This window comes from Sporosarcina luteola (genome assembly GCF_023715535.1).
In the GTDB taxonomy this organism is placed as follows: domain Bacteria; phylum Bacillota; class Bacilli; order Bacillales_A; family Planococcaceae; genus Sporosarcina; species Sporosarcina luteola_B.
This window is the reverse complement of the sequence record NZ_JAMBOI010000008.1, coordinates 1-22,412: the sequence shown is the minus strand read 5'-3', so window position 1 is coordinate 22,412 and position 22,412 is coordinate 1. Positions and strand designations below refer to the sequence as shown.

Sequence of the window (22,412 nt, the reverse complement as noted above, 5' to 3'; positions counted from 1 at the left end):
ATATTATAGGGAAAGATAAAATATTTGCGTTCGGGGTGTCAGATTGAGAAATCCTTATCTTTATGGCTATTTGCCGTTTTTGACGATTATTCTTTTCAGTTTAACGTTCGGTGTCTATATGGTGAGTGCATCGATTGTTTTCTTCGGCCAGATCGGTCTTTATGCAGGCATGCGGGAATTTCTGACGGATACACAGCTGCGCCTTTTTCTTCTTGTCATTTATTCGCTTGCTTTTTTTATGATGTTTTCGGCGTTGAAGCTAATTGCGGAAACAATTCATGAAACAGCGATGTTGTTCTTTTCGATTGATGCAGTAGGGGAGTCGTATAGTGAAGCGAAAAGCGGTAATCTCATCTATTTTATCGGTGCGCTCGCTTCGGTAGGCGGGATACAGTCGGTGAAGATTCTGCTGGCGGTTTTCCTGTTGACGACATTTGTCTACTTTATCTTTACTATGTTCAAGTTGAGCAAGTTCATGACGATGCCAAGCATGGTAGGTTTGTTGGTTTTTGAAATTCTTGTTTGGGGCATCTTTTTAACTGGGATCATTTACATAGTATTGAAGCTTTATAACGGGGTTCTTGCGAGTCTTCCGGTGGTGTGATTTTGTTGATTCACTATTAAAAAAAGTCGTTGAAATGGCCACTAAGCATGGCGTTTCAACGACTTTTTTCACTTTGGGATATACAGCAATTCATTAAAAGCCCGCAGGTGTATTTTCTGGTTGCTTAGGCGTTGGAGGGAGGCGGGTTTGTCGTATCCGATCCATACGGCTGTTGTGTACTGATCGTTCATTCCAGCAACCCACAAGTCTTTGTAGTGGTCTGTCGTTCCTGTTTTAGCGCCTGTATACGTTGTCGTGTAGCGGATTCCTTTCCCGGTCCCATTCAATATGACGTCTTCCATTAAATTACGGACTGTCGTGACGGTCGAGGGGGACCATGCTCTCACCGGTTCGTCTTTCCATTCGTAAAGTGTCTTCCCTTCCCGGTCCTTCACAGCTCTGATTGCATGGGGAGTTGAATACATGCCATTGAAGAAACTGGAATAGGCGGAAGCGAGTTCGAGAGGTGTTACTCCTCTATGGAATCCTCCGAGAGCGGCGGGGTAGGTGTAATCCTCTTCGGTTACATTTTTGAAACCGAAGATTGTTAAATGACTAAAAGCTTCTTCAATTCCCACTTTACGGAACAAACGCACTGCCGCTGTGTTATGACTACGTCGGAATGCTTCCTTCACGGTTGTCATCCCGAATGTATAGCCGCCAATATTCGTGGGGCAGTATGAGCCGATGCAAATATTGCTGCTGTCGATTGGTGTACTCTCCTTGTAAGGTCCGCTCTCAAGATAAGGGGCGTAGACAAGCAATGGCTTTATAGCAGAGCCGGGCTGTCTGACAGCCTGGTAGGACCTGTTGAAGTCCCCTTTGCGAAAACCATTGCCCCCATAGATGCTCACGATTTCTTTTTTCGTATTATCAATCACGGCTGCCCCCGCCTGTAAATCCCTCATTCTCAATAGGGAAGACAGGGAGGCTTCATCATGTTTTTGCTTTACGGGATCCAGGGCCGTTTCAATTTGGATTCCGTCCGCGATTACATCCGCAGTCCGTTTTTTCAGAGCTTCGATTTTCGATTGCCTTTCACTTTGTGTAGTTGAAGCTGCGATTGATGCCGTGAACCCTTCAGAATGACCGATCAATTCTTCCAGCTCGGCTAATACGTATGAGCTATACATGTTGAATTTATTTGCCTTGGCCTTCACATTCAGGACGATCTCTTCCTGCTTCCACGTTTCGGATTCCTGTTCCGTAATGACGCCGTTCGCTGATAGGACGGATAAGAGAAGCTCTTGCCGCTTTTTTGTCAGGTCGAAATGACGCAGTGGGTCGTATTTGGAAGGGTTGTTCGGAATTGCAGCAATGAATGCCATTTCCGCAGGACTTAGTTGATCAAGCGGACGATTGAAATAATAAGTGGCGGCCGCTCCGACCCCATATACTTGATTGCCGAAAAACATTTCATTCAAATACATACTGAGGATGTCATCTTTTGTCGACTGTTTTTCAAGTTCCGCTGCGTATAGCAACTCTTTGAATTTACGTTCATATGTCTTTTCGGTCGTCAGGAACCGCATCCTGACAACTTGCTGAGTGATTGTCGAGGCTCCCTGGCTCATGTCTTCACTTCTCGCATTGACGGCGAAGGCACGAACAATTGCCGCGACATCATACCCTTTATGCTCAAAAAATCCTTGGTCCTCACTAATTAGGAATAGTTGCTGAATAAAAACGGGAATCGAATCCAACGGGAGCGGTTGTCTCCATTCCACATACTCCTCGGCAAAGATCTTGCCGTTCCGATCAGTCATCGATATTGGGATGCTGATGGATGGTTCGGTAAGTTCAATCGTTTCACCGATTGTATTTTTCAAGACCTGCGCTTCCGACCATTCTTTTGCAACGCCTTGCTGAATGAAATAGAGCAGGGGAATCATCATTAGTATTAATAAAAAGCTCGTGAGCCTTTTCACAATAGCCCCCCTTCCTATGAAAAAATAATAGCACATTTCCTATTTGGAAATGTGCTGAACTCAAATATTCGCTTGTCTGTTCTCCTCCGCTAGAAAATCTTCAAAGTCCTGTACGGGCTTTCTTTTTGCATAATAGAGGAAACCAAATCCTAGTAGGAAAAGGACTCCCGTCAAAATGAACACGGACGAAATGCCGATAAACCCACTGACAATCCCGCCGAACATCGGTCCGATAATATTGCCGAGGAAACGAAAGCTGGTATTATAACCCATCACTTCCCCTTGGATATGCACAGGAGCTTCCCTCCTGACGAGGGCAGTCGTGATAGGAATCATCCCGCCGATCGCAATCCCGAACAGAAGCCGGCAAATCATCAACTGCCAGATGGACGTGACAAAAGCCTGCGGAATGATGAAGATGAAGGATAGGAGAAGCAGAGCACCGAGCACTTTCTCATATCCGATATCATCCCCCATTTTCCCCCATTTCCGGGCAAAAAGGAGATTGCCGACCCCTGCGGCACTAAACGTCAGACCCGCCAGAAATGCGACATTTTTTGAATCCGTTAGACCGGCCACGTAAAGCGAAAGAAGCGGTTGGATGCTGAAGTTCCCGATTTGGATCAACGCTGTTACGATCATGACATTCAGCATCAATCGGTGATGAAGCAAACCGCCAAGTATCGTTTTCCTAGAGTAGTTGATCGCCTTTTCATTTTTCACTTTCTTTTGCTCTTTAATCCCAAACAAAACAATCAGGGCCGCCACAACGACTGAAAGCGAAGTGATGATGAATGTATATTGGAATCCGAATGCATCTGCCATTAATCCGCCTAACACGGGTCCAAAAAGAGTCCCCGTCACACTCCCCATTTGCAACGTCCCGAGCTTTTTACCGGCTTCTTCCCTTGCCGTCTGGGATGAAACAAACGCGAGTGATGTCGGTATGAAGCCGGTGACGACTCCGTTGAATAACCGCAGGATGAAGAATGTTTCGACAGAATTGACGAATCCCATCATAAAGACGGATATTGCAATTCCGAAGCCATTAATAATCAATATCGGTTTAAATCCGTATTTATCGGCAATCCGTCCCCAAATCGGTGACATGATTAATGCCGTTATGAACGTCGCCCCGAAAATCAATCCCGCCCATTTTTGGACGTACGCATCCGAATGATTTCCGAATGTTTCTATGTATAAAGATAGGAAAGGCATGATCATCGTCATTGTGCCGGCAACGAGGAAGTTTGCGACCCAGATGATGATGAAATTCCGTTTTTGTACATTCATGTTAGTGACCCGCTTTCGTATGACCCGCCGAATTTGAAACGCTACGGCGATTAGTTAATTGGAAATCCTTTATCAAAGTAAAGATTCCCTTTGCTAGATGGCAGTAAACGTTTCTATGATTCATCAATTATAGAACAATTCGAAACCCGAAGGAAATTTCATGCTTATCAATCGAAAAAAATATAGGGTTATGGTAAACTGTTTCAGGGTGAATGATTATGAAAAAGATGTCGCTACCTTTCCTGTCGATCTTTCTAGTATTGCTGCTTGCGGCTTGTGGTCAAGGTGATCAAAAAGAGCAAGAAAAAGCAACGAATGGATCGGCGACTACGCAAAATGAAGACGAAGTACAAGACCAACTATCTGATGACAAGTCATCAGATGAAGCGACCAATGAGGAGGCCACTACTATGTATCCACAATTATCGAATGAAGTTGCAGCGAACGAAGCTCTTGTCGTCATGAATACGACAATGGGTCCGATTAAAATTAAACTATTTCCAGAACAAGCGCCAAAAACAGTCGAGAACTTTTTGAAACATGCAGAGAACGGTTACTATGACGGAATCATTTTCCACCGTGTCATTAAAGATTTCATGATCCAAGGCGGCGACCCGACAGGTACAGGTATGGGTGGGGAAAGCATCTACGGTGATTCATTCGAGGATGAATTCACGATGGATCTATTCAATTTAAGAGGGGCATTGTCGATGGCGAATGCTGGTCCGAACACGAACGGCAGCCAATTCTTCATCGTGCAAGCTTCAACTCCACCGGGAACAGCAACACAACTTACTGAACGTGGCTGGCCAGAAGAAATCGCCAAAGCGTATGAAGAGAATGGCGGAACTCCTCACCTTGATCAGAAGCATACGGTTTTCGGTCAAGTGATCGAAGGAATGGATATTGTTGATAAGATTGCATCTGCTAAGACAGGAAGAGCAGACAAGCCGGTTGAAGAAATTTCAATCGAGTCAATCGAAATCCTTCAGAAATAAGACAAGTTAGGAAGTGTACGTAAATGAACGTTTTCCTTATGCCGTTCCTTTACTTTCCAGAAGATAAATCAGAATATATTCCAGCAGCAATTTCCTTTTTCTTTTTCATGATTCTTCTTGTGATCACGTTTATGTGGATCAAGCGGAACTCGAAAAAGCAGGAAGAGGAAACACGTGAACTGGAAGAACGAATCTTGCGCGAACGCCGCGAAGCAAGAGAAAACCAAGAACTATAACAAAAAAATGCATGATCCGATTTAATGGATCATGCATTTTTTATAGGGCGCGCTCAATAGGAGTGGAATCGCGCTCAAAAAGAGTGGCACCGCGCTCAATAAGAGTGGTACCGCGCTCAAAAAGAGTGGAATCGCGCTCAATAAGAGCGGCATCGCGCTCAAAAAGAGTGGAATCGCGTCAAAGCATTCGCGCACTTCTATAAAAAAACGGAATCCTCTTAGGATCCCGTCTACTCCATAACTCTTATTGCATAGCTTTAATAAATCTTGCCACTCCATCTTCAACAATCAACCGGGGAGCAGCAACGTTCATGCGAAGGAATCCATGGCCGGCCTTGCCATACTTCGACCCTGGCTCGAGCGCGAGCTTTCCTTTATTCAAAAGCCTGTCCATCATCTCTTCTTCAGAAAGTCCGGTTCCTCGGTAATCAATCCACAATAAGTACGTCGCTTGCGGTTTTTGAATCTGGATTCCAGGAACGGCCTCCGTTACTGTACTGATGACATAATCCATATTGGATGAAATAGTCTCGAGCAAGTTTTCCAACCATTCTTCACATTCCGTGTATGCGGAAATAAGGGCTGAAGCGGCAAATGCATTCAATTCCATTTGACCGTGAGCCAACGCACTTTGCTGCAATGCTTCCCGAAGGTCGTCCTCTTTTGTAATCATGACTGCAGCCTGTACACCCGCCAAATTGAATGTTTTTGTAGGGGCGACACAAGTGATGACGCGTCCGCCTTCCTCTTCGGCTAACACAGCTAAAGGAATATGCTTAGATCCAGGAAGGACAAGGTCTGCATGGATTTCATCGGATAGGATCAACACATCATATTGTTTACAAAGGCGAAGGATATTCCGCAATTCCTCTTCTGTCCAAACAACGCCCCCTGGGTTGTGCGGATGGCATAAGATGAATAGCTTAACACCTTGCTGCAAGCTTTTTTCAAAAGCATCGAAGTCGATCGAGTAGTTGCCGTTTTCTTCGCGTAGTCTGCACTCAACAATATTCCGCTTCTGATGCCCTGGCACATTGAAGAATGGCGGATACACAGGCGATGTAATTAAGATATTATCTCCGGCACTCGTGAACGTCTCCACAACCGTAGCGATTGCAGGAACGACGCCATGATGGAAGAGCATCCAATCATTTTCAGTTTCCCATCCATGGCGTGATGAAAGCCAAGTCCGGACGGAGTCTTTACACTTTGCACATATATAGGAATATCCGAAAACGCCGTGATCCAGGCGTTCCTGCATGGCTGCAAGGATTGGCTGAGGTGCCTTGAAATCCATATCGGCAATCCACATCGGTAGAACTTCTGAAGCGTCTTCCACGCCGTAAATTGCTTCCATATTGCCCCATTTCACAGAACGGGTATTTTTTCGATCAATAACTAGTTCGAATTCATTCATGCTAATATCCCTCATTTCCTTTTTTCTTTTCCATTACTATGCTATCATAAATGCAAGAAAAGAAAAAAATAAGGTGACTTATCGTGCAAACAATCGAAATGAATAAAAAAGCAATCTTGCTGCTCGAAGAATGGGATCCTTTTAATGTCGGCAGAAAAGCATATGAACTAGAAATTGCCGATGTTGTTGCAGAGCTTCAAGTTCTTGATCATCCGACCGATCTTGCAAAACGGATCCGTGAGATCTATGAACATTCGTATGAACTATGGATTCCGATAGAGAAATGCATGCAAATAGCTTATAAGTTAGTGGCTATAAAATACGAAGCAAAATGTATAGTCTAAAATTATTCCGCATCTACGAAAATGTAGATGCGTTTTTTTATTTGAAACATTTAAGGAACTCCTTTCGTATCATCATCAGAGGGGATAGGGAGTGAGGGGGCAGTATGGAAGAGTCCGATTTGATCATACGTGCGCAAAACGGGGAAAGAGAGGCATTTGCGCAATTGATGGATCTGCACTATAGAACTGTCGAGAGGTTTTCATATCAATGCGGTGTTCGCATTGATGATATACCGGATGTGACACAGGAAGTATTTATCAAGCTATACAGGTTCCTGCCGCAATTCAACCAGCAGAGGTTCACGACTTGGTTATATAAAATTACGTTAAATACAGCACGGGATTACTACCGGAAAGAGGGAAGGGAAACAGCGAAAGAGGAGCGGATGAAAAATGCCGATCAAGCATCATCACAACAATCTACCGAATTTCAAGTTCTCCTTTTCGAAGAAGATCGTGAATTGCATGAATCAATTCTGCAACTGGATGAAAAATATAGGATCCCACTTATCTTGTTTTATTTTCAAGACTTAACGTATCACCAAATTGCGGATGTCATGAATATTACATTGGCAACAGTGAAAACCCGTATTTTCAGGGCAAAAGACAACTTGAAAAAAGTGATGGACATGAAGGGAGGGGTAACACATGGCCAATGACAATTTTGAGAAACGGATGGGGTTTTTGAAAAAGTCGTATGAACGTGTTCCCACCTCATTTGATCCGGAAGAAGTATTTCGGAAGATTGATGAGGAAGCCAGCTCCCGTAAGAATGAACAGAAAAAGCCGACCAAACATGGAGTGAGGCAGCAAATCACAGTTTGGGCGATGAGTATAGCGAGCATTTTTATTATCGGGTTTATTGGAACCGGATATATTATCGAACAGAAGCAGAAATCCGAAGAGGGAACTATCGAAACTACGGTGACTGATCAAGTAATTGAGGATCTACTTATGCAATATGAGGAAGAACGTGAAAAACGCCGTGAAATGCTGAAGTTGGATGAAGTCTATTTTAAACATTACGCGAGTCGTGCAGATTCAACGATGAATTTATTGAAGAATAAAAGTTTCTTGAAAATGGTGAGGGATGGAAAAGACCAAACGGACCTACAGGAGATTTATATTCGAGCAATAGAAGAATTGAAGCTTCCGTCCGAAATGCTTTTGGACTTAAAACAACATAATCTTGGGGAAGATGAAAAAGGCAGCATTCGTTTTTTAGCAGAATACCGCGAAAAGATCCAGATGCTCATTGAAATTTACAACCAAATAATAAAAGAGAACAAAGAGGCCGTAGCCGCATATGAAGTGGATCATTCTGTCGATAAGGCCGAAATCATGATGCTGAGTACCAAAGGTTTCCCGGAGCAGCTACAGAATATAATCGGTACAATGCGTGAACACTCAATCCGACTGTATACCGAGAAATATTCAGGGGAAATAAAGACAAGATATTTCAACCATTTTATTTATAAAGACTTAAATTCACGGTTGCACCCTAATACGAGTGCATATACCACGATGATTTCAGAAGAACCATACATGTTTGGACCAATTCTTGAATACCCTGTGCTCCAATCGAGCTCGGCCGTTACCGGTATGGAGTATACTCTCCTGGAAGGGGAACAGAATTCAAGTTTGTATCCAGTGTTAAAATCTTATTACATTACATTGTTCAATGAAATTATGAAAGGCAGTGAACACACGAAAATCTTTGACGCGGACGGTGTACTGCTTCCCGAATATCAAGAGGCATGGAGGAATATGGCGGGAGGGGGAGAGGCAACTCCATTGCGGTACATCCTGAATCCGATTATCAAAGAGATGGAGGCTTCGGACTGGCGAAAATCAGCGAGTTGGGACGCGCTAACCTATTATGATTTGGAGGAAGCGCTTGTACTGTACCGAGAAGGAGTACTTGAGGAATATATGTATGGGGAACGGCCGGATTTTCAGGATGTTACCATTCAGCTACCGAATGATTCATTCGAAAAGGAAGTTCAAGCTATATATACCGATTTCAAAAAGACATACTCCAAGTCCATTTTGAAAGGCGTCTCGCCTGTTCACGTTCTCGGAGTATTCGATTACGCCAACGAAATGGATGACCCTCGAACAATGTATTATTTGTTCAATGAAAACACGTTGAAGCACAACGAATCCGGAATTGATTATACCGTAGATTATTACGTTGATAATTGGCGCAAAGGGCTTCCGTTCCTCCGCAATGCAACGGAGGTTAAGTTTTACAAAGACAAGGCTTACCGCCATGATTCGTCGTTCCACACCACCCTTGAATTTATAGGGGTCGATCGTGCAGTATCGATGGTTTATAGTGAAGAAGGAATTTGGGAACTGGGGACGCTATGGATGGATAGATTGCCTAAGTACCATATGAGCCCCGAAATGGATTTCCAAACTGAAGTGATGGATATGAGCGCTTTTAACTATGAAATATTAATTGGCACCGACAATGTTGATAACTCTTTGGATGTCCTTGGCTTGTATTTCTATGCAGGTAGTAATGGTTTCTATGAAAAGCAGTATGAGCTATTCTATCAAGGAGTTGGCTCGGAAGTTGTTGATAAAGAAACGTATTTGGAAAATCCCAAGAAGTATTTCCTTCCTTACGACGACAAGATGTATAGGAAAGCCTCCTTCCAAGGCCTGGAACAAGACGAGGACGGAAACTGGCCTGGCATCGCAACACTTACTGTCGATACAGAGCTGTTTCCTGATCTGCCATCCGAAAGGAAATTCCATATGGTTTGGACGGAAGATGGATGGCGAGTGAAATTCAACCCGCTAGAGCATTAACAAAAGTTTAAAAGACGAAAGACTGCCGAAATATGGCGGTCTTTTTTCTGTCTATTTGGTATAGTTGAAGTAGGTGTAGTTTTGCAACAGAGGGGGATTGGATTGGAAGATGTAGAGAAAAGAATCCTTCAAGGGGATCAGGAAGCTTTCAAGGAATGGCTGGACATGCATATCTGGAAAATTGAGCGATTTGCCATACAATATGGAGTCTCATTAGAACAGTCTGCGACAGTGGCGGAAACTGTATTTAGAAATAGATTTGAAAGTAGTAACGAGTTAACAGAGGACGATTTAAAAGAGAGTTCGCTTTTAACAAGTACGTTGAAAATGTTGGATGGCATGCAACCGGCAGACTTTTCAGATGGTTTATTCCTATTTGAAGAGGATGATGAACTGCACCGCAGGCTGGTTGCATTGCCAAAGAAATGCCGGGTACCTTTCATTCTCAATCGCTTCTATAATAAATCAAGTAAAGAAATTGCGGAAATAACAGGAATGACAGTGCAGCTAGCCGAACAGGCTGTTGCCGAAGCCATTGTGATATTGGAAGAGCCTAACTTGGATAAAAAACTGGAGTTTTTGAATAGATCCTATGAAAGATTTCCACGATCCTATAATGAGGCGAATATATTTCACGCATTAGTAGAGGAATCGCCATTGAGTGAAACGAAGAGAGAAACAATTAAAAGAAAGAGGCCGTACTTGTTTTGGGGAATGGGTGCGAGCATCCTGTTGGTCTTGTTGTTACTTATCACTTATACAAATAGTGAGGCCTATCAAAAGAAATCTGCTGAAAAATTCATTGAGAAGGCCAGAGCTTCATTCCAGAAAGAATTGGAGCGTAATTCATATCTGGCCGGTATTTCCATTAAAGATAAGAAAGAGAACCTTTACACGGAATGGTATGGAGAAGAAACAATTAGGAAGTTCGATGTATTCATTAACCGCCTAGAGGGGCAAGTGGATAGAAGTGGAAGGGTTGACAAGAAAAAAGCTGAAGAAGAGTATGGCGTGATTGTCAAAGAGTTGGAAGTGCCTTCCGAAATGGTGAAGAAGCTATTAAAAAAGCCTTTAGTGGATGACGAAGAGAAAAGTATGGATTTCATGAATGAGTACTTAGGGAAGGTTAATAAGCTTTACCAATCTTATATGAATGTACTCTATGAGAATGAAAAAGCAATACAGGGTGCTGAGTGGAATGAGGAGGGAGGTTTTGATTATGAGTCTTTTACCAAGAGCAAATCGAAGTACCCTCAGGAGTTCCGGCAAGCGATTGATGGAATGATGGAGCAAGGATATTCACTAAAGAGTGGACCCTATGATAACTATGTGTATCCTGAATTCGGACAACCCGAACTGACTGTTGTCCTACGTGAAAACCTGCATCCTACTATGGATATTTATATATCCTATTTGACGGGATCTTTAGTTGACTTCCATCTCAGTCCAATTGAGGAGCAGGTTGACCTTCTATTGCAAACTGAAAAGGCGGCATTAAGGGCTGAAGGACACCAGGAGCTCTATTCAAGTATATTTAACTCCTACACTTGGATGTTGTATTCAGTGACAGGAATGGTTGGTCAACTGGAGATCCGTGATTCTACTGGAACTATCAAAGAGGAATATAAAGAGGCGTGGACGCGCATTGCCTTCAATGGGAAAAATTCACCTTCAGGTCACGTAATGAGGGAAGTTATAGTAGAAATGGAGGACTCAGGCTGGACTACATCGCCTTATCTCGATAGTCTGGAATATTTCTTCATCGAAGGAGAATTGAAGCAATTCATAAGGGAGATGAAGAAATGAGGAAATGATTGAATCTTTACAATTTACCCGTCAAATCTTTTGATTGGAAAGGGCTCACTATGGTATAATTGCGGATGGCCGTATAGGCAGATTCGATACCAAAAAGATTGGGAGCTGTTTCACATGGGTAAAAAATATGAAGTGGGGGAAGAGTTGACTGGCAAGGTGACAGGCATCCAGCCATATGGAGCGTTTGTCGCACTTGATGAAGAGACGCAAGGTCTCGTCCATATTTCGGAAATCACATATGGGTTTGTCAGAGATATCAATGACTATCTAGCTGTAGGCGATGAAGTGGAAGTGAAAGTGTTGGAGGTCGATCGTAACGCAGGAAAAATCAGCCTTTCCATCCGCGCACTCCAAGAGGCGCCAATTAACCACCAAAAACCAGGCCGACCTCGCAAATCGCTGCAAGATAAAGTGAAAGAGCAGGATGCAGAAGGCTTCAATTCATTAAAAGACAAATTGAAAGACTGGATAGACCGTTCGGGGTACTAACAAAAGCGGAGTCTAGACGGTACAACAATCTAAAAACGGGAGATGGCATTTTGGCCTATCTCCCGTTTTTTAATTTCCTCAATCGATATTGAAGGTTCTGCCTGCTCATGCCGAGTGCATTTGCCGTTTTTGTAATATTATCATCGTGAAGCTTCATCGCTTTTTGTAAATAATATTCTTCCGCTTCCTTTAAGTAACGGTCTAGCGGAAGAAGCCCTTTTTCAGGATTCACGATGAAATCGACCGCCTGTGTAGGTGTATCACCCATTCCATCGCATTTTAATCGGAAATGAAGAGGCAGCATTTCATACGTGATTTCCGTCTCGGTAGTGGCGAGGGAAGATATTTCATCAAGAAGAAATTCAAGTTCCCGCATATTCCCTGGCCAATCATAGCTAAGGAATAGTTCTTCCACTTCCTTCGTGATTCCGACGAGGGAAGTCCCGAACCTTTCCCTTCGTCTCGCTAAATAGGTAATGACAAACGGTACGATATCCTCTTTTCGTTTCCGTAATGGGGAAATCCGTATTGTAAAAGAAGCGAAGTAATAATAGAGATCCTTCAATAGACTTCCTTTCGCAATCAATTCGACAGGGTCGTCGCCGATGCTTGCGATAAATTGGCGGCCGTTTTGATTTGAATTTTTTAAGAATGTAAAGAGTTTCTGCTGAAGAGAAATGGATAATAAATCGATGCGTTCACAGAATAACGTGAACGGTTCCGATATAGTCAAGTCATCGTCGAGCCGATTGATCAGTTCGGCGTCAGATTGGTGACAATGAAGCGTAAGAAAGCGTCCATTGGCAGGTGACGCTTCGTAATGAATGCTTTCAGCTAGTAAATCTTTCCCTGTACCTGACTCGCCGATGAGGAGCACGGGCAATTTTGTGCCCGATGCTTTGCGTGCTGTCGATACGACCGTCTTCATTTCGTCCGAAGCGGCGACGATCTGATTAAATGTGACAGGATCACTGTTTTTCCGCATTGGATGAAGGACGAACCTCTCAAGTGCAGTGACGTCCCTTGCAATCTCCACTGCGCCAACGAGCTCACCTTCATGGAACACCGGATATGTATCGTTGATTGTTGTAATTTCGTGTCCTTTCCGATTCCAATACGTCTGCTTTACATTCAATTTGTCCATGCCGCTTTGAAGTACCTTCAATAATGTACTTTCTTCCTGATCAAAATTGAATAGTTCCAAGATGGAGCGGTCGCCGACTTCTTCAAGCTCCAACCCTTCTATCGCTTTCATCTTATCGTTATAGATAACGGTTCTGCCGGAACGATCCACTGCATGGATACCGACACCGGCTCGATTCACTGCGAATTCATATAAGGGAAAAAGGTTCTTTTCTGTTTTATTCACGAATCAACACCGTCCGTTTACGTTATTTTTGCAAAATAAACAAAAACACTTGAATTATGCAACAATCTCTTGCATTATTATATATGGAACTATCGATTAAATGCAAATATATTTTGCGGCTAACTAACTGAGGAGGAGTAACATGATCCCATACAAACACGAACCATTCACAGACTTTACACTAGCTGAAAACAAAAAAGCATATGAGGAAGCATTGAAAACCGTCGATGGCTATCTAGGACAAGACTACCCGTTAATCATCGGCGGCGAACGCATAATGACAGAAGACAAACTCGTTTCGACGAACCCTGCCAATAAAGAAGAAGTGATCGGACGCGTTTCAAAGGCGAGCCGAGATCTTGCTGAAAAAGCGATGAACGTTGCTGACGAAACGTTCAAAACTTGGAGCAAAGTGAAGCCGGAATTCCGTGCGGATGTATTGTTCAAAGCCGCGGCGATTATTCGTCGTCGTAAACATGAGTTTTCAGCGCTTTTGACAAAGGAAGCGGGTAAGCCATGGAACGAGGCGGATGCAGATACTGCTGAAGCGATAGACTTCTTGGAATACTACGGGCGTCAAATGCTTACATTGAAAAATGGCATGCCAGTTGAAAGCCGTCCTGGCGAATTCAACCGCTTCGATTACATCCCTCTAGGAGTCGGTGTTGTTATTTCGCCTTGGAACTTCGCATTGGCAATTATGGCAGGTACAACTGTAGCTGCATTGGTTACAGGAAACACGGTTCTATTGAAGCCTGCCTCCACAACAACTGTCGTTGCATATAAATTCATGGAAGTGCTCGAAGAAGCGGGAATGCCTGCTGGAGTTGTCAACTACATCCCGGGTTCAGGAGCTGAAGTCGGCGACTACCTCGTTGACCATCCAAGAACACGTTTTGTCTCCTTCACAGGTTCACGTGAAATCGGAACACGTATTTACGAGCGTGCTGCAAAAGTGAACGAAGGCCAAATCTGGTTGAAACGTGTAATCGCTGAAATGGGCGGTAAAGATACAATCGTTGTAGACAACAATGCAGATCTTGAATTGGCGGCTCAATCCATCGTCAAGTCAGCATTCGGTTTCAGCGGACAGAAATGTTCTGCATGTTCACGTGCAGTCATCCATGAAGAAGTATATGATCAAGTGGTGGCACGCGTTGAAGAATTAACGAAAGAATTGACGTACGGAGATCCTACGAAACAATCGAATTTCGCTGGACCGGTTATCGACCAGGCTTCATTTGATAAAATCATGAGCTACATTGAAATCGGAAAAGAAGAAGGACGCCTCGTTGCAGGTGGAGAAGGGGACAGCTCGAAAGGCTTCTTCGTCGCACCGACTGTATTTGCAGACGTCGATCCAAAAGCGCGCATTATGCAGGAAGAGATTTTTGGACCTGTCGTTGCCATTACTAAAGCGAAAAGCTTCGACGAAGCAATTGAGATCGCGAACAATACGGACTATGGCTTAACTGGCGCAGTCATCACGAACAACCGTGAGCATATCGAACAGGCACGTCAAGATTTCCACGTAGGAAACTTGTACTTTAACCGCGGCTGTACGGGCGCTATCGTAGGCTACCAGCCATTCGGCGGATTCAATATGTCCGGAACCGACTCCAAAGCGGGCGGCCCAGACTACTTGCAATTACACATGCAAGGGAAGACAACATCGGAAACACTATAATTAAATAGGAAGCAGTTCCCTGAACTGCTTCCAGCTATACATACAAATGGGGAGGGGAAATACATGTCGGTTTCTGAAAAGATCATTTCACAAACGAATAAATACGGGGCGAACAACTACCATCCACTGCCAATCGTTATTTCTGAAGCAGAAGGTGTTTGGGTCAAGGATCCCGAGGGGAATAAATACATGGATATGCTTTCCGCGTATTCAGCAGTGAACCAAGGACACCGCCACCCGAGAATCATCCAGGCATTGAAGGATCAGGCGGATAAGGTAACGTTGACTTCACGCGCATTCCACAACGACCAACTTGGCCCGTGGTATGAATTGATATGCAAACTATCTGGGAAAGACATGACATTGCCGATGAATACTGGGGCGGAGGCTGTTGAAACAGCTATTAAAGCGGCTCGTCGCTGGGCGTATGATGTTAAAGGCGTTGAGGAGAACAAGGCTGAGATCATCGGTTGCAACGGGAATTTCCACGGGCGCACAATGACGGCGGTCTCCCTCTCATCCGAAGCGGAATATAAGCGCGGTTTCGGTCCGATGCTTCCAGGCATCAAATTGGTGGATTTCGGTGATTTGAAAGCATTGGAAGAAGCGATCACTCCGAATACAGCAGCATTCATCATCGAGCCGATCCAAGGGGAAGCGGGTATTCTCATTCCACCTGCGGGCTATATGAAGGCAGCTTACGAACTTTGTAAAAAACATAACGTCCTATTTATTGCCGATGAAATCCAGGCAGGTCTTTGCCGTACAGGTAAAATGTTTGCTTGTGAGTGGGAAGGCTTCGAACCAGATATGTATATTCTAGGGAAAGCATTAGGCGGCGGAGTGTTCCCGATTTCTTGCGTCGCAGCGAATAAAGATATCCTCGGAGTGTTCAATCCAGGTTCCCACGGCTCGACATTCGGTGGAAATCCAATGGCGTGTGCTGTCTCAATCGCTTCTTTGGAAGTTTTGCAGGATGAGAATCTAGCAGACAAATCACTTGAACTCGGAAATTACTTCATTGAACAATTAAAGAAAATCAACCATCCGTCGATCAAGGAAGTACGAGGACGAGGTCTGTTCATCGGTGTCGAACTGACGGAAGCAGCACGTCCTTATTGCGAACAACTGAAGGAACTCGGGTTGCTGTGCAAAGAGACGCACGATACTGTCATTCGTTTCGCACCGCCTTTAATCATCTCAAAAGAAGAACTTGATTGGGCATTGGAAAAAATAAATAAAGTTTTTGCAAGTTAAATAAGTTTTACCCAAAATTCTCCCGGTGTATGGTACAATATGTGCGGTAGAAAAATACATTATGAAATCAAAGAGGCGAACTTTTACATGACTGAAAACCTGAATCTGTTTACGTCTACACAAGTTGTCATTAAGGAAGCACTTGATAAACTAGGCTATGATGAAGGAATGTACGATCTTCTGAAAGAACCAATCCGTATGGTGGAGGTTAGAATTCCTGTCCGCATGGATGATGGGAAAGTGAAAGTATTCACTGGTTTCCGCGGTCAACATAATGATGCGGTCGGTCCAACGAAAGGCGGCGTCCGTTTCCATCCTGGAGTAACTGCTGATGAAGTACGAGCGTTGTCAATGTGGATGACATTGAAAGCAGGAATTGTCGATTTGCCATATGGCGGCGGTAAAGGTGGAATCATCTGCGACCCGAGAGAAATGTCCATGGGTGAACTGGAGCGTTTGAGCCGTGGTTATGTACGCGCGTTGAGCCAGGTGATGGGACCGACTAAGGATATTCCAGCACCGGACGTTTTCACGAATGCTCAAATTATGGCTTGGATGATGGATGAATATAGTAGAATCGATGAATTCAACTCTCCTGGTTTCATTACAGGCAAGCCGATTGTTCTTGGCGGTTCTCAAGGACGTGACCGTGCAACAGCTGAAGGTGTAACGATCATTATTAACGAAGCGGCGAAAAAACGTGGAATCGATATGAAAGGTGCACGGATTGTCATCCAAGGATTCGGAAACGCAGGAAGCTTCCTATCCAAATTCCTTCATGATGCTGGGGCAAAAGTTATCGGTATTTCCGATGCGTACGGCGCACTTCATGATCCGAATGGCTTGGACATCGACTATCTATTGGATCGTCGGGATAGCTTCGGAACGGTTACAACACTTTTCGACAACACGATCACGAATAGTGAACTATTGGAATTGGATTGTGATATCCTCGTTCCAGCAGCTATTGAAAATCAAATTACCGAAAAGAACGCTCATGATATTAAGGCGACAATCGTTGTTGAAGCTGCAAATGGTCCAACGACATCTGAAGCTACGAAAATTCTTACAGATCGAGGGATCCTCCTTGTGCCTGACGTTCTAGCAAGTGCTGGCGGCGTAACAGTTTCCTACTTCGAATGGGTTCAGAACAATATGGGTTATTACTGGACAGAAGAAGAAGTTCGCGAAAAAATGACGAAGAAAATGGTTGACGCGTTCGAAAACGTTTATAATGTTGCATCAACAAGAAATATAGACATGCGTCTAGCTGCATATATGATCGGAATCCGCAAAACTGCAGAAGCATCAAGATTCCGTGGTTGGGCATAAACAATAGCGTAGGGCGCCTGCCTAGAGGCGAAGATGCGGCGTGGCGTTCTTTGCCACAGAGCAGATTTGACTTATGACCCCGAGCCTCTGGCGCTCGGAGCTGGATGATAACAAAAGCTAGATATAAGAAAGCATCTCCTGGTTAAACGGGAGATGCTTTTTTATATTTCTTCCGGCTCCGCAACAGCGACGTGTTCCACCTCATTCTCTCGCAATGTATCAAAAAGCAATCCTAAAGAAATGAGTCCAGAAATACCGACGACAATATAAAAGAAACGTGCAAACGGTTGAGCGTGTCCATCGGCAAATTGGGCAACGACATCAAAGCTGAACAGACCGACGACCCCCCAATTCAATGCACCTATAATAGTAATGGCCAGCGCTAATTTTTGAACCAAAATATCACCTCCTAAGGATAGGATTCCCAAGTCAAACCGATCCATACTTGCATCGCTTAATTCATTCTTGGATAATATACAGTAGAAATAGGAGGTTGTTTATATGAAGGAATTTGTTTTTCAAAACCCTGTTAAATTGATTTTTGGTAAAAACTCCATTACAAAGCTCGCGAAGGAATTATCTGCTTATGGCAATAGGATCCTCGTTGTCTATGGTGGAGGGAGCATAAAGAGGAATGGTCTTTACGATGAGTTGATGGAAATCCTGAAGGAAGAACAAAAGGAAGTGTTTGAACTTGCGGGCGTGGAGCCGAATCCGCGTGTCAGCACAGCTAGAAAAGGGGCAGCCATTTGTAAAGAGCATAATATTGATTTTATATTGGCGGTCGGAGGTGGTTCTGTCATTGACTGTACAAAGTTAATTGCGACAGCTGCAAAATATGACGGTGACCCGTGGGATTTTGTCATTAAAAAAGATTCACCAAAAGATGCAATTCCGTTTGGGACGATTTTGACGTTGGCGGCAACTGGTTCTGAAATGAATGCAGGCTCCGTTATAACAAATGAAGAAACAGAAGAAAAGTACGGGTGGGGAGGACCATTCAACTTCCCAAAATTCTCTATACTCGATCCGACTTACACGCTTTCATTGCCAAAAGACCAAACCGTTTACGGCATTGTTGACATGATGTCACACATCTTTGAGCAGTATTTCCATAGTGCAACGAATACACCGCTTCAGGATGAGTTATGTGAAGGGGCTTTGCGCGCAATCATGGCCGCAGGTGAAGAACTCGTTGATGACCTGCAGAACTATGAGTTGCGTGAAACAATCCTATTAGGCGGAACTTGGGGATTAAATGGCTTCTTAGGTATGGGGAACAATGGCGGTGACTGGGGGACGCATGATATCGAACATGCCGTGTCAGCAGTTTACGATATTCCTCACGCGGGAGGATTGGCAATTCTATTCCCACACTGGATGAGGCATACGCTAAAGATGAATCCGGCTCGTTATGCAAAATTGGCCGTCAAAGTATTTGGAGTGGATCCAGAGGGTAAAACGGATGAGGTTATTGCGAATGAGGGGATTGACAAACTGAGGGCGTATTGGACAGCTATTGGTGCGCCGGAAAGATTAGCATATTACGGCATCGATGACTCAAAGATCGACATCATGGCGAAGAAGGCTGCAATCAATGGACCTCTAGGCAGATACGCGCAATTGAGTGAGGAAGAAGTGAAGTCCATATTGGTGGCTTCGTTATAATGAAAGAAGGCAGAGGGGGAATTTATTCATTCCACCCTCTGCTTTTTGATTTCCGGCAGTTTCCTTCGTGTCTCTTCAGACATAGTTGTCTCGTTCACCCCTTGCCAAGTTTTGATGCCGTCGTCTTCATCGAAAGATATCAATGCCTCCCGCACGCCTTTCTGCTTCAGCACTAAAGCCATTAGCCTGTCCCTTACATCATCGATATATGCGACAGTTTCTGTAGGATCCACCTCGGCAATCACTTCGACATGAAGGTATTCACCTTCTTTAATTACTTCGACTTTTTGGATATCCTTTATATCGGGATCCTCAGCAATAATTTGCGCAATATGGTTCAACATCTCTTCATCGGTCTCGCCGATTGCCCCTCTGGCATTCTCTAGGAACACCCTGCCGACGACGTAAAACATCATAATTCCAATCATCACGGATGCAATCCCTTCTGCTTGAAGGAATCCAACGAAATGGGCAATCAAGACCGCCATGAATGCCAATAAACCGCCTATAGTTGCAACCATGTCTTCCATGAAGACCAATTTAGTAGCGGGCTTGGCTTTATTCAAATGAGTTAAGCTGAAGGTGAATGCTTTCATTCCGGATAGTTCATTCCCGGTCTCATGCGCAATCTCCTTGGAAGCCTTCAATAGGACGAAGAACTCCAGTAAAGTGGCCAAGCCGAGGACACTTAAATTGATAACGAGTCCTTTTGTTTCGGCCGGATTCAATATATGATGCCAGCCTTCCTTCACTGCTTCATATGACATGATGCCGACGATGATGACGGCACCCAAACAGACAAGATTGACAACCCTGCCGAAGCCATTCGGGAATTTCGGGGTTGGCGCCTTCTTGGACAAGGCGGAACCGATATATACAAAGAATTGATTTGCCGCATCTCCCAAGGAGTGCAGCATTTCCGCAAACATCGCTACGTTTCCAGTTAACATATAGGCGATTGCTTTAAGGATGGCAATACCGGCGTTGACTGTGCCTGCCAGCAGTGATGGCTTATTGCCATCCTTCAGTAGTCTTAAAATATCTCTCATATACATAAGCCTCCATTAAGGAAAGATTTCTATTTCGACCGATTCAATATAAGGGAGCTCGGTCAGTTCGGTGTATAATTGTGTAGTTCCCTTTCTGGGGAGAGCGTTTAGACGAAAATCGACTTCATGCACTGAAGGTTTAGTGTCAGAGTGCAATTTGCGGATACGCAGGTTTTCTACTTTCATATTTTCGGCATTCAAAATCCCGATGAGGTCATCGATTTTACTTTTATCCGACACGACGACAATGCATGCTGCCTCCTTCGATCGGATTCTTTTTGGGCCGAACTTGGCTAGAAGAGGTGCAATCACCTCAATAACAAAGAGTATGCTCACTACAGCAAATGCAGCTTCGATGTAAAAGCCTGCGCCGACTGCAATTCCGATGCTTGCTGCTCCCCATATCATTGCAGCTGTCGTTAGACCCGTAATATTATCGTTATCTCTTCTTAAAATAGCACCTGCACCGAGGAATCCAATCCCGCTTACGATTTGTGCAGCAAGTCGCAACGGATCCATCGTCACATTAATATCATTCCTAGCAGGAACTAGATAAGCTGCTTCTATTGAGACAATCGTCAATAGGCAACTGAAGGTCGAGATGACTGCGCTCGTTTTTAAACCGATTGGCTTCTTCTTAATTTCCCTCTCTACTCCGATAATTAAACTTAAACCTAGAGCAATTGCGATTTTAATCAATACCTCCGGATACATTGAATTATTGATGATCCATTCCATTGACCTTTCCCCCCACTATCATCATCTTGACGTAGATATGCTATACTCTTTATATTGTCTTTAGCCCAAAAAGGTTACAAACTAACCTGTACTCCCTTTGAAAGAGAAGTGTGCATCTTGGAAAAACCTACTATTCACCCTTATATCCCGATTATCATCGGCGTCATATCCGTGGCGCTCTCAGCAATCTTCGTAAAACTAGCAACTGCTGATGCCGGAGTCATAGCCTTCTATCGTATGTTGTTCACGGTTGTTCTCATGCTTCCGTTATTCCTTGCAAAATATAGGAAGGAAGTTTTTCTTCTGACGAAAAAAGACTGGATCTTTTCGGCAGTCGCCGGAGTATTTCTGGCCTTTCATTTCATTCTATGGTTCGAATCGTTGAATTACACATCTGTTGCAAGCTCAACCGTACTCGTTACGTTGCAGCCGATCTTTGCATTTGTCGGCACATATTTCTTCTTTAAAGAAAAGCTGTCGTTTAAAACGATCTTGTCGGCAGTAATTGCAATCGCCGGCAGTGTCATCATCAGTTGGAGTGACTTCCAATTAAGCGGAACCGCTTTTTTCGGTGATATGCTTGCCTTAGCCGCCTGTGCGCTTATTACTGCGTATTTGCTCTTCGGACAAGAAGTGCGTAAACGGCTGTCTCTTATTACGTATACGTTTCTTCTATACTCAATCAGTACAGTTACACTCTTTTTTTATGTTCTGATAAAAGGGGAGTCATTCGGTCCGCATTCAACTTCAAATTGGTTCTGGTTCTTCATGCTCGCACTCATACCCAATCTGCTAGGGCACTCGTTATTCAATTGGGCAGTTAAGTGGGTGAGTACTAACGTCATCTCAATCGCCATTCTTTTTGAACCGGTAGGCGCTTCTCTTCTTGCATTCTATATTCTCCATGAGAAGCTTTCTGCAGCTCAAATAACCGGTGGAATCGTTGTCATAGCTGGCATTCTGTTGTTTATTATCGATGTGAAAAAGATCCGTGATAAATTCTTTTTAAAAAAGGCTTGATTTTATATTTGGTTATGAGGTATAGTATTACTTGTCCTTAAGAGACAACAACGACAACAACATCTTCGAAAAAAGATTTGAAAAAGTTGTTGACTCGAGAGTGACAGTGTGTTATGATAGAGAAGTCGCTGTGAAAGACGGCGAAACAATGAACCTTGAAAACTGAACAGCAAAACGTCAACAAATAAAGTTCTGGAGCCGACCTCGTCGGTGAAAAGAATAAACGAATCTTCGGATTCAAATTGACATCTTAATTGATGCCAGCAAGAAACTCGAGCTACTCGAATTTCTCTATTATGGAGAGTTTGATCCTGGCTCAGGACGAACGCTGGCGGCGTGCCTAATACA

At 43.9% G+C, this 22,412-nt stretch carries 20 protein-coding genes; 13 read left to right on the top strand and 7 right to left on the bottom strand.

The features are described from left to right. The first annotated feature begins 43 nt into the window (after window positions 1-43). Window positions 44-604: a DUF5366 family protein gene (locus tag M3191_RS13675; RefSeq protein ID WP_251696691.1), complete on the top strand. Its 561-nt coding sequence runs from the start codon at window positions 44-46 to the stop codon at window positions 602-604. A 68-nt stretch (window positions 605-672) separates the two neighbouring features. Here M3191_RS13675 and M3191_RS13670 read toward each other — a convergent pair whose 3' ends face one another. Both M3191_RS13670 and M3191_RS13665 read right to left on the bottom strand, forming a co-directional pair. Beyond that, a complete protein-coding gene (locus tag M3191_RS13670) occupies window positions 673-2,532 on the bottom strand; it encodes a transglycosylase domain-containing protein (protein ID WP_251700938.1) in 1,860 nt (619 codons plus the stop codon). A 60-nt stretch (window positions 2,533-2,592) separates the two neighbouring features. After that, window positions 2,593-3,825, bottom strand: coding sequence for an MFS transporter (locus tag M3191_RS13665; RefSeq protein ID WP_251700937.1), 1,233 nt, complete (start codon window positions 3,823-3,825; stop codon window positions 2,593-2,595). Between the two features lie 218 nt (window positions 3,826-4,043). Between M3191_RS13665 and M3191_RS13660 the strand changes: the two genes are divergently transcribed. Both M3191_RS13660 and M3191_RS13655 read left to right on the top strand, forming a co-directional pair. Further along, a complete protein-coding gene (locus M3191_RS13660) occupies window positions 4,044-4,823 on the top strand; it encodes a peptidylprolyl isomerase (RefSeq protein ID WP_251700936.1) in 780 nt (259 codons plus the stop codon). A 23-nt stretch (window positions 4,824-4,846) separates the two neighbouring features. Beyond that, on the top strand, window positions 4,847-5,059 hold the full coding sequence (locus M3191_RS13655; protein ID WP_251700935.1) for a hypothetical protein: 213 nt from the start codon (window positions 4,847-4,849) through the stop codon (window positions 5,057-5,059). A 244-nt stretch (window positions 5,060-5,303) separates the two neighbouring features. Here M3191_RS13655 and M3191_RS13650 read toward each other — a convergent pair whose 3' ends face one another. After that, window positions 5,304-6,476 carry a MalY/PatB family protein gene (locus tag M3191_RS13650; protein WP_251700934.1) on the bottom strand — a complete coding sequence of 391 codons (1,173 nt, stop codon included), beginning with the start codon at window positions 6,474-6,476 and terminating at the stop codon, window positions 5,304-5,306. A gap of 83 nt (window positions 6,477-6,559) precedes the next feature. Between M3191_RS13650 and M3191_RS13645 the strand changes: the two genes are divergently transcribed. The 5 genes from M3191_RS13645 to yugI all read left to right on the top strand — a co-directional run bounded on the left by M3191_RS13645 (window position 6,560) and on the right by yugI (window position 11,944). Continuing rightward, window positions 6,560-6,820 carry a DUF1871 family protein gene (locus M3191_RS13645; protein WP_251629402.1) on the top strand — a complete coding sequence of 87 codons (261 nt, stop codon included), beginning with the start codon at window positions 6,560-6,562 and terminating at the stop codon, window positions 6,818-6,820. A gap of 104 nt (window positions 6,821-6,924) precedes the next feature. Further along, window positions 6,925-7,479, top strand: a complete 555-nt coding sequence (locus tag M3191_RS13640) for an RNA polymerase sigma factor (protein ID WP_251700933.1) — start codon at window positions 6,925-6,927, stop codon at window positions 7,477-7,479. Then, a complete protein-coding gene (locus M3191_RS13635; RefSeq protein WP_251700932.1) occupies window positions 7,469-9,640 on the top strand; it encodes a hypothetical protein in 2,172 nt (723 codons plus the stop codon). Before M3191_RS13640 ends, M3191_RS13635 begins: the two co-directional genes overlap by 11 nt. Before the next feature lie 102 nt (window positions 9,641-9,742). Continuing rightward, window positions 9,743-11,446, top strand: coding sequence for an RNA polymerase sigma factor (locus M3191_RS13630; RefSeq protein WP_251700931.1), 1,704 nt, complete (start codon window positions 9,743-9,745; stop codon window positions 11,444-11,446). Window positions 11,447-11,569: 123 nt separating this feature from the next. Then, window positions 11,570-11,944, top strand: coding sequence for a S1 domain-containing post-transcriptional regulator GSP13 (gene yugI, locus M3191_RS13625; RefSeq protein ID WP_251700930.1), 375 nt, complete (start codon window positions 11,570-11,572; stop codon window positions 11,942-11,944). 55 nt (window positions 11,945-11,999) lie between these two features. On the opposite strand, the gene M3191_RS13620 is transcribed toward yugI, so the two are convergent. Then, window positions 12,000-13,313: a sigma 54-interacting transcriptional regulator gene (locus M3191_RS13620; RefSeq protein WP_251700929.1), complete on the bottom strand. Its 1,314-nt coding sequence runs from the start codon at window positions 13,311-13,313 to the stop codon at window positions 12,000-12,002. A 142-nt stretch (window positions 13,314-13,455) separates the two neighbouring features. Here M3191_RS13620 and pruA point away from each other — a divergent pair, with 142 nt between their 5' ends. The 3 genes from pruA (at window position 13,456) to M3191_RS13605 (ending at window position 17,589) form a co-directional block, all read left to right on the top strand. After that, window positions 13,456-15,000 (top strand): L-glutamate gamma-semialdehyde dehydrogenase, encoded by a 1,545-nt coding sequence (gene pruA / locus M3191_RS13615; RefSeq protein ID WP_251700928.1) that lies wholly within the window; start codon window positions 13,456-13,458, stop codon window positions 14,998-15,000. 63 nt (window positions 15,001-15,063) lie between these two features. Then, on the top strand, window positions 15,064-16,257 hold the full coding sequence (locus M3191_RS13610) for an ornithine--oxo-acid transaminase (protein WP_251700927.1): 1,194 nt from the start codon (window positions 15,064-15,066) through the stop codon (window positions 16,255-16,257). Between the two features lie 87 nt (window positions 16,258-16,344). Continuing rightward, window positions 16,345-17,589 carry a Glu/Leu/Phe/Val family dehydrogenase gene (locus M3191_RS13605; RefSeq protein ID WP_251700926.1) on the top strand — a complete coding sequence of 415 codons (1,245 nt, stop codon included), beginning with the start codon at window positions 16,345-16,347 and terminating at the stop codon, window positions 17,587-17,589. A 161-nt stretch (window positions 17,590-17,750) separates the two neighbouring features. On the opposite strand, the gene M3191_RS13600 is transcribed toward M3191_RS13605, so the two are convergent. Next, complete coding sequence (locus M3191_RS13600) at window positions 17,751-17,987, bottom strand: DUF378 domain-containing protein (protein WP_251700925.1); 237 nt, start codon at window positions 17,985-17,987, stop codon at window positions 17,751-17,753. A 103-nt stretch (window positions 17,988-18,090) separates the two neighbouring features. On the opposite strand from M3191_RS13600, the gene M3191_RS13595 reads away from it, so the two are divergent. Next, window positions 18,091-19,257, top strand: a complete 1,167-nt coding sequence (locus M3191_RS13595) for an iron-containing alcohol dehydrogenase (protein ID WP_251700924.1) — start codon at window positions 18,091-18,093, stop codon at window positions 19,255-19,257. Window positions 19,258-19,283: 26 nt separating this feature from the next. Here the strand turns inward: M3191_RS13595 and M3191_RS13590 are convergent, their stop codons facing one another. Then, window positions 19,284-20,306 carry a cation diffusion facilitator family transporter gene (locus M3191_RS13590; protein WP_251700923.1) on the bottom strand — a complete coding sequence of 341 codons (1,023 nt, stop codon included), beginning with the start codon at window positions 20,304-20,306 and terminating at the stop codon, window positions 19,284-19,286. Between the two features lie 15 nt (window positions 20,307-20,321). Then, a complete protein-coding gene (locus M3191_RS13585) occupies window positions 20,322-21,044 on the bottom strand; it encodes an MgtC/SapB family protein (protein WP_251700922.1) in 723 nt (240 codons plus the stop codon). A gap of 117 nt (window positions 21,045-21,161) precedes the next feature. Here M3191_RS13585 and M3191_RS13580 point away from each other — a divergent pair, with 117 nt between their 5' ends. After that, entirely contained in the window at window positions 21,162-22,064 is a 903-nt protein-coding gene (locus M3191_RS13580) for a DMT family transporter (RefSeq protein WP_251700921.1), read from the top strand. Window positions 22,065-22,412: the final 348 nt, after the last annotated feature.

Bases quoted from the DNA above. Each gene is read 5' to 3' on its own strand.
- M3191_RS13640 (WP_251700933.1), top strand. From the start codon at position 6,925: ATGGAAGAGTCCGATTTGATCATACGTGCGCAAAACGGGGAAAGAGAG.
- M3191_RS13590 (WP_251700923.1), bottom strand. From the start codon at position 20,306: ATGAGAGATATTTTAAGACTACTGAAGGATGGCAATAAGCCATCACTG.
- M3191_RS13660 (WP_251700936.1), top strand. From the start codon at position 4,044: ATGAAAAAGATGTCGCTACCTTTCCTGTCGATCTTTCTAGTATTGCTG.
- pruA (WP_251700928.1), top strand. From the start codon at position 13,456: ATGATCCCATACAAACACGAACCATTCACAGACTTTACACTAGCTGAA.
- M3191_RS13665 (WP_251700937.1), bottom strand. From the start codon at position 3,825: ATGAATGTACAAAAACGGAATTTCATCATCATCTGGGTCGCAAACTTC.
- M3191_RS13595 (WP_251700924.1), top strand. From the start codon at position 18,091: ATGAAGGAATTTGTTTTTCAAAACCCTGTTAAATTGATTTTTGGTAAA.
- M3191_RS13650 (WP_251700934.1), bottom strand. From the start codon at position 6,476: ATGAATGAATTCGAACTAGTTATTGATCGAAAAAATACCCGTTCTGTG.
- M3191_RS13655 (WP_251700935.1), top strand. From the start codon at position 4,847: ATGAACGTTTTCCTTATGCCGTTCCTTTACTTTCCAGAAGATAAATCA.
- M3191_RS13610 (WP_251700927.1), top strand. From the start codon at position 15,064: ATGTCGGTTTCTGAAAAGATCATTTCACAAACGAATAAATACGGGGCG.
- M3191_RS13605 (WP_251700926.1), top strand. From the start codon at position 16,345: ATGACTGAAAACCTGAATCTGTTTACGTCTACACAAGTTGTCATTAAG.
- yugI (WP_251700930.1), top strand. From the start codon at position 11,570: ATGGGTAAAAAATATGAAGTGGGGGAAGAGTTGACTGGCAAGGTGACA.
- M3191_RS13585 (WP_251700922.1), bottom strand. From the start codon at position 21,044: ATGGAATGGATCATCAATAATTCAATGTATCCGGAGGTATTGATTAAA.
- M3191_RS13635 (WP_251700932.1), top strand. From the start codon at position 7,469: ATGGCCAATGACAATTTTGAGAAACGGATGGGGTTTTTGAAAAAGTCG.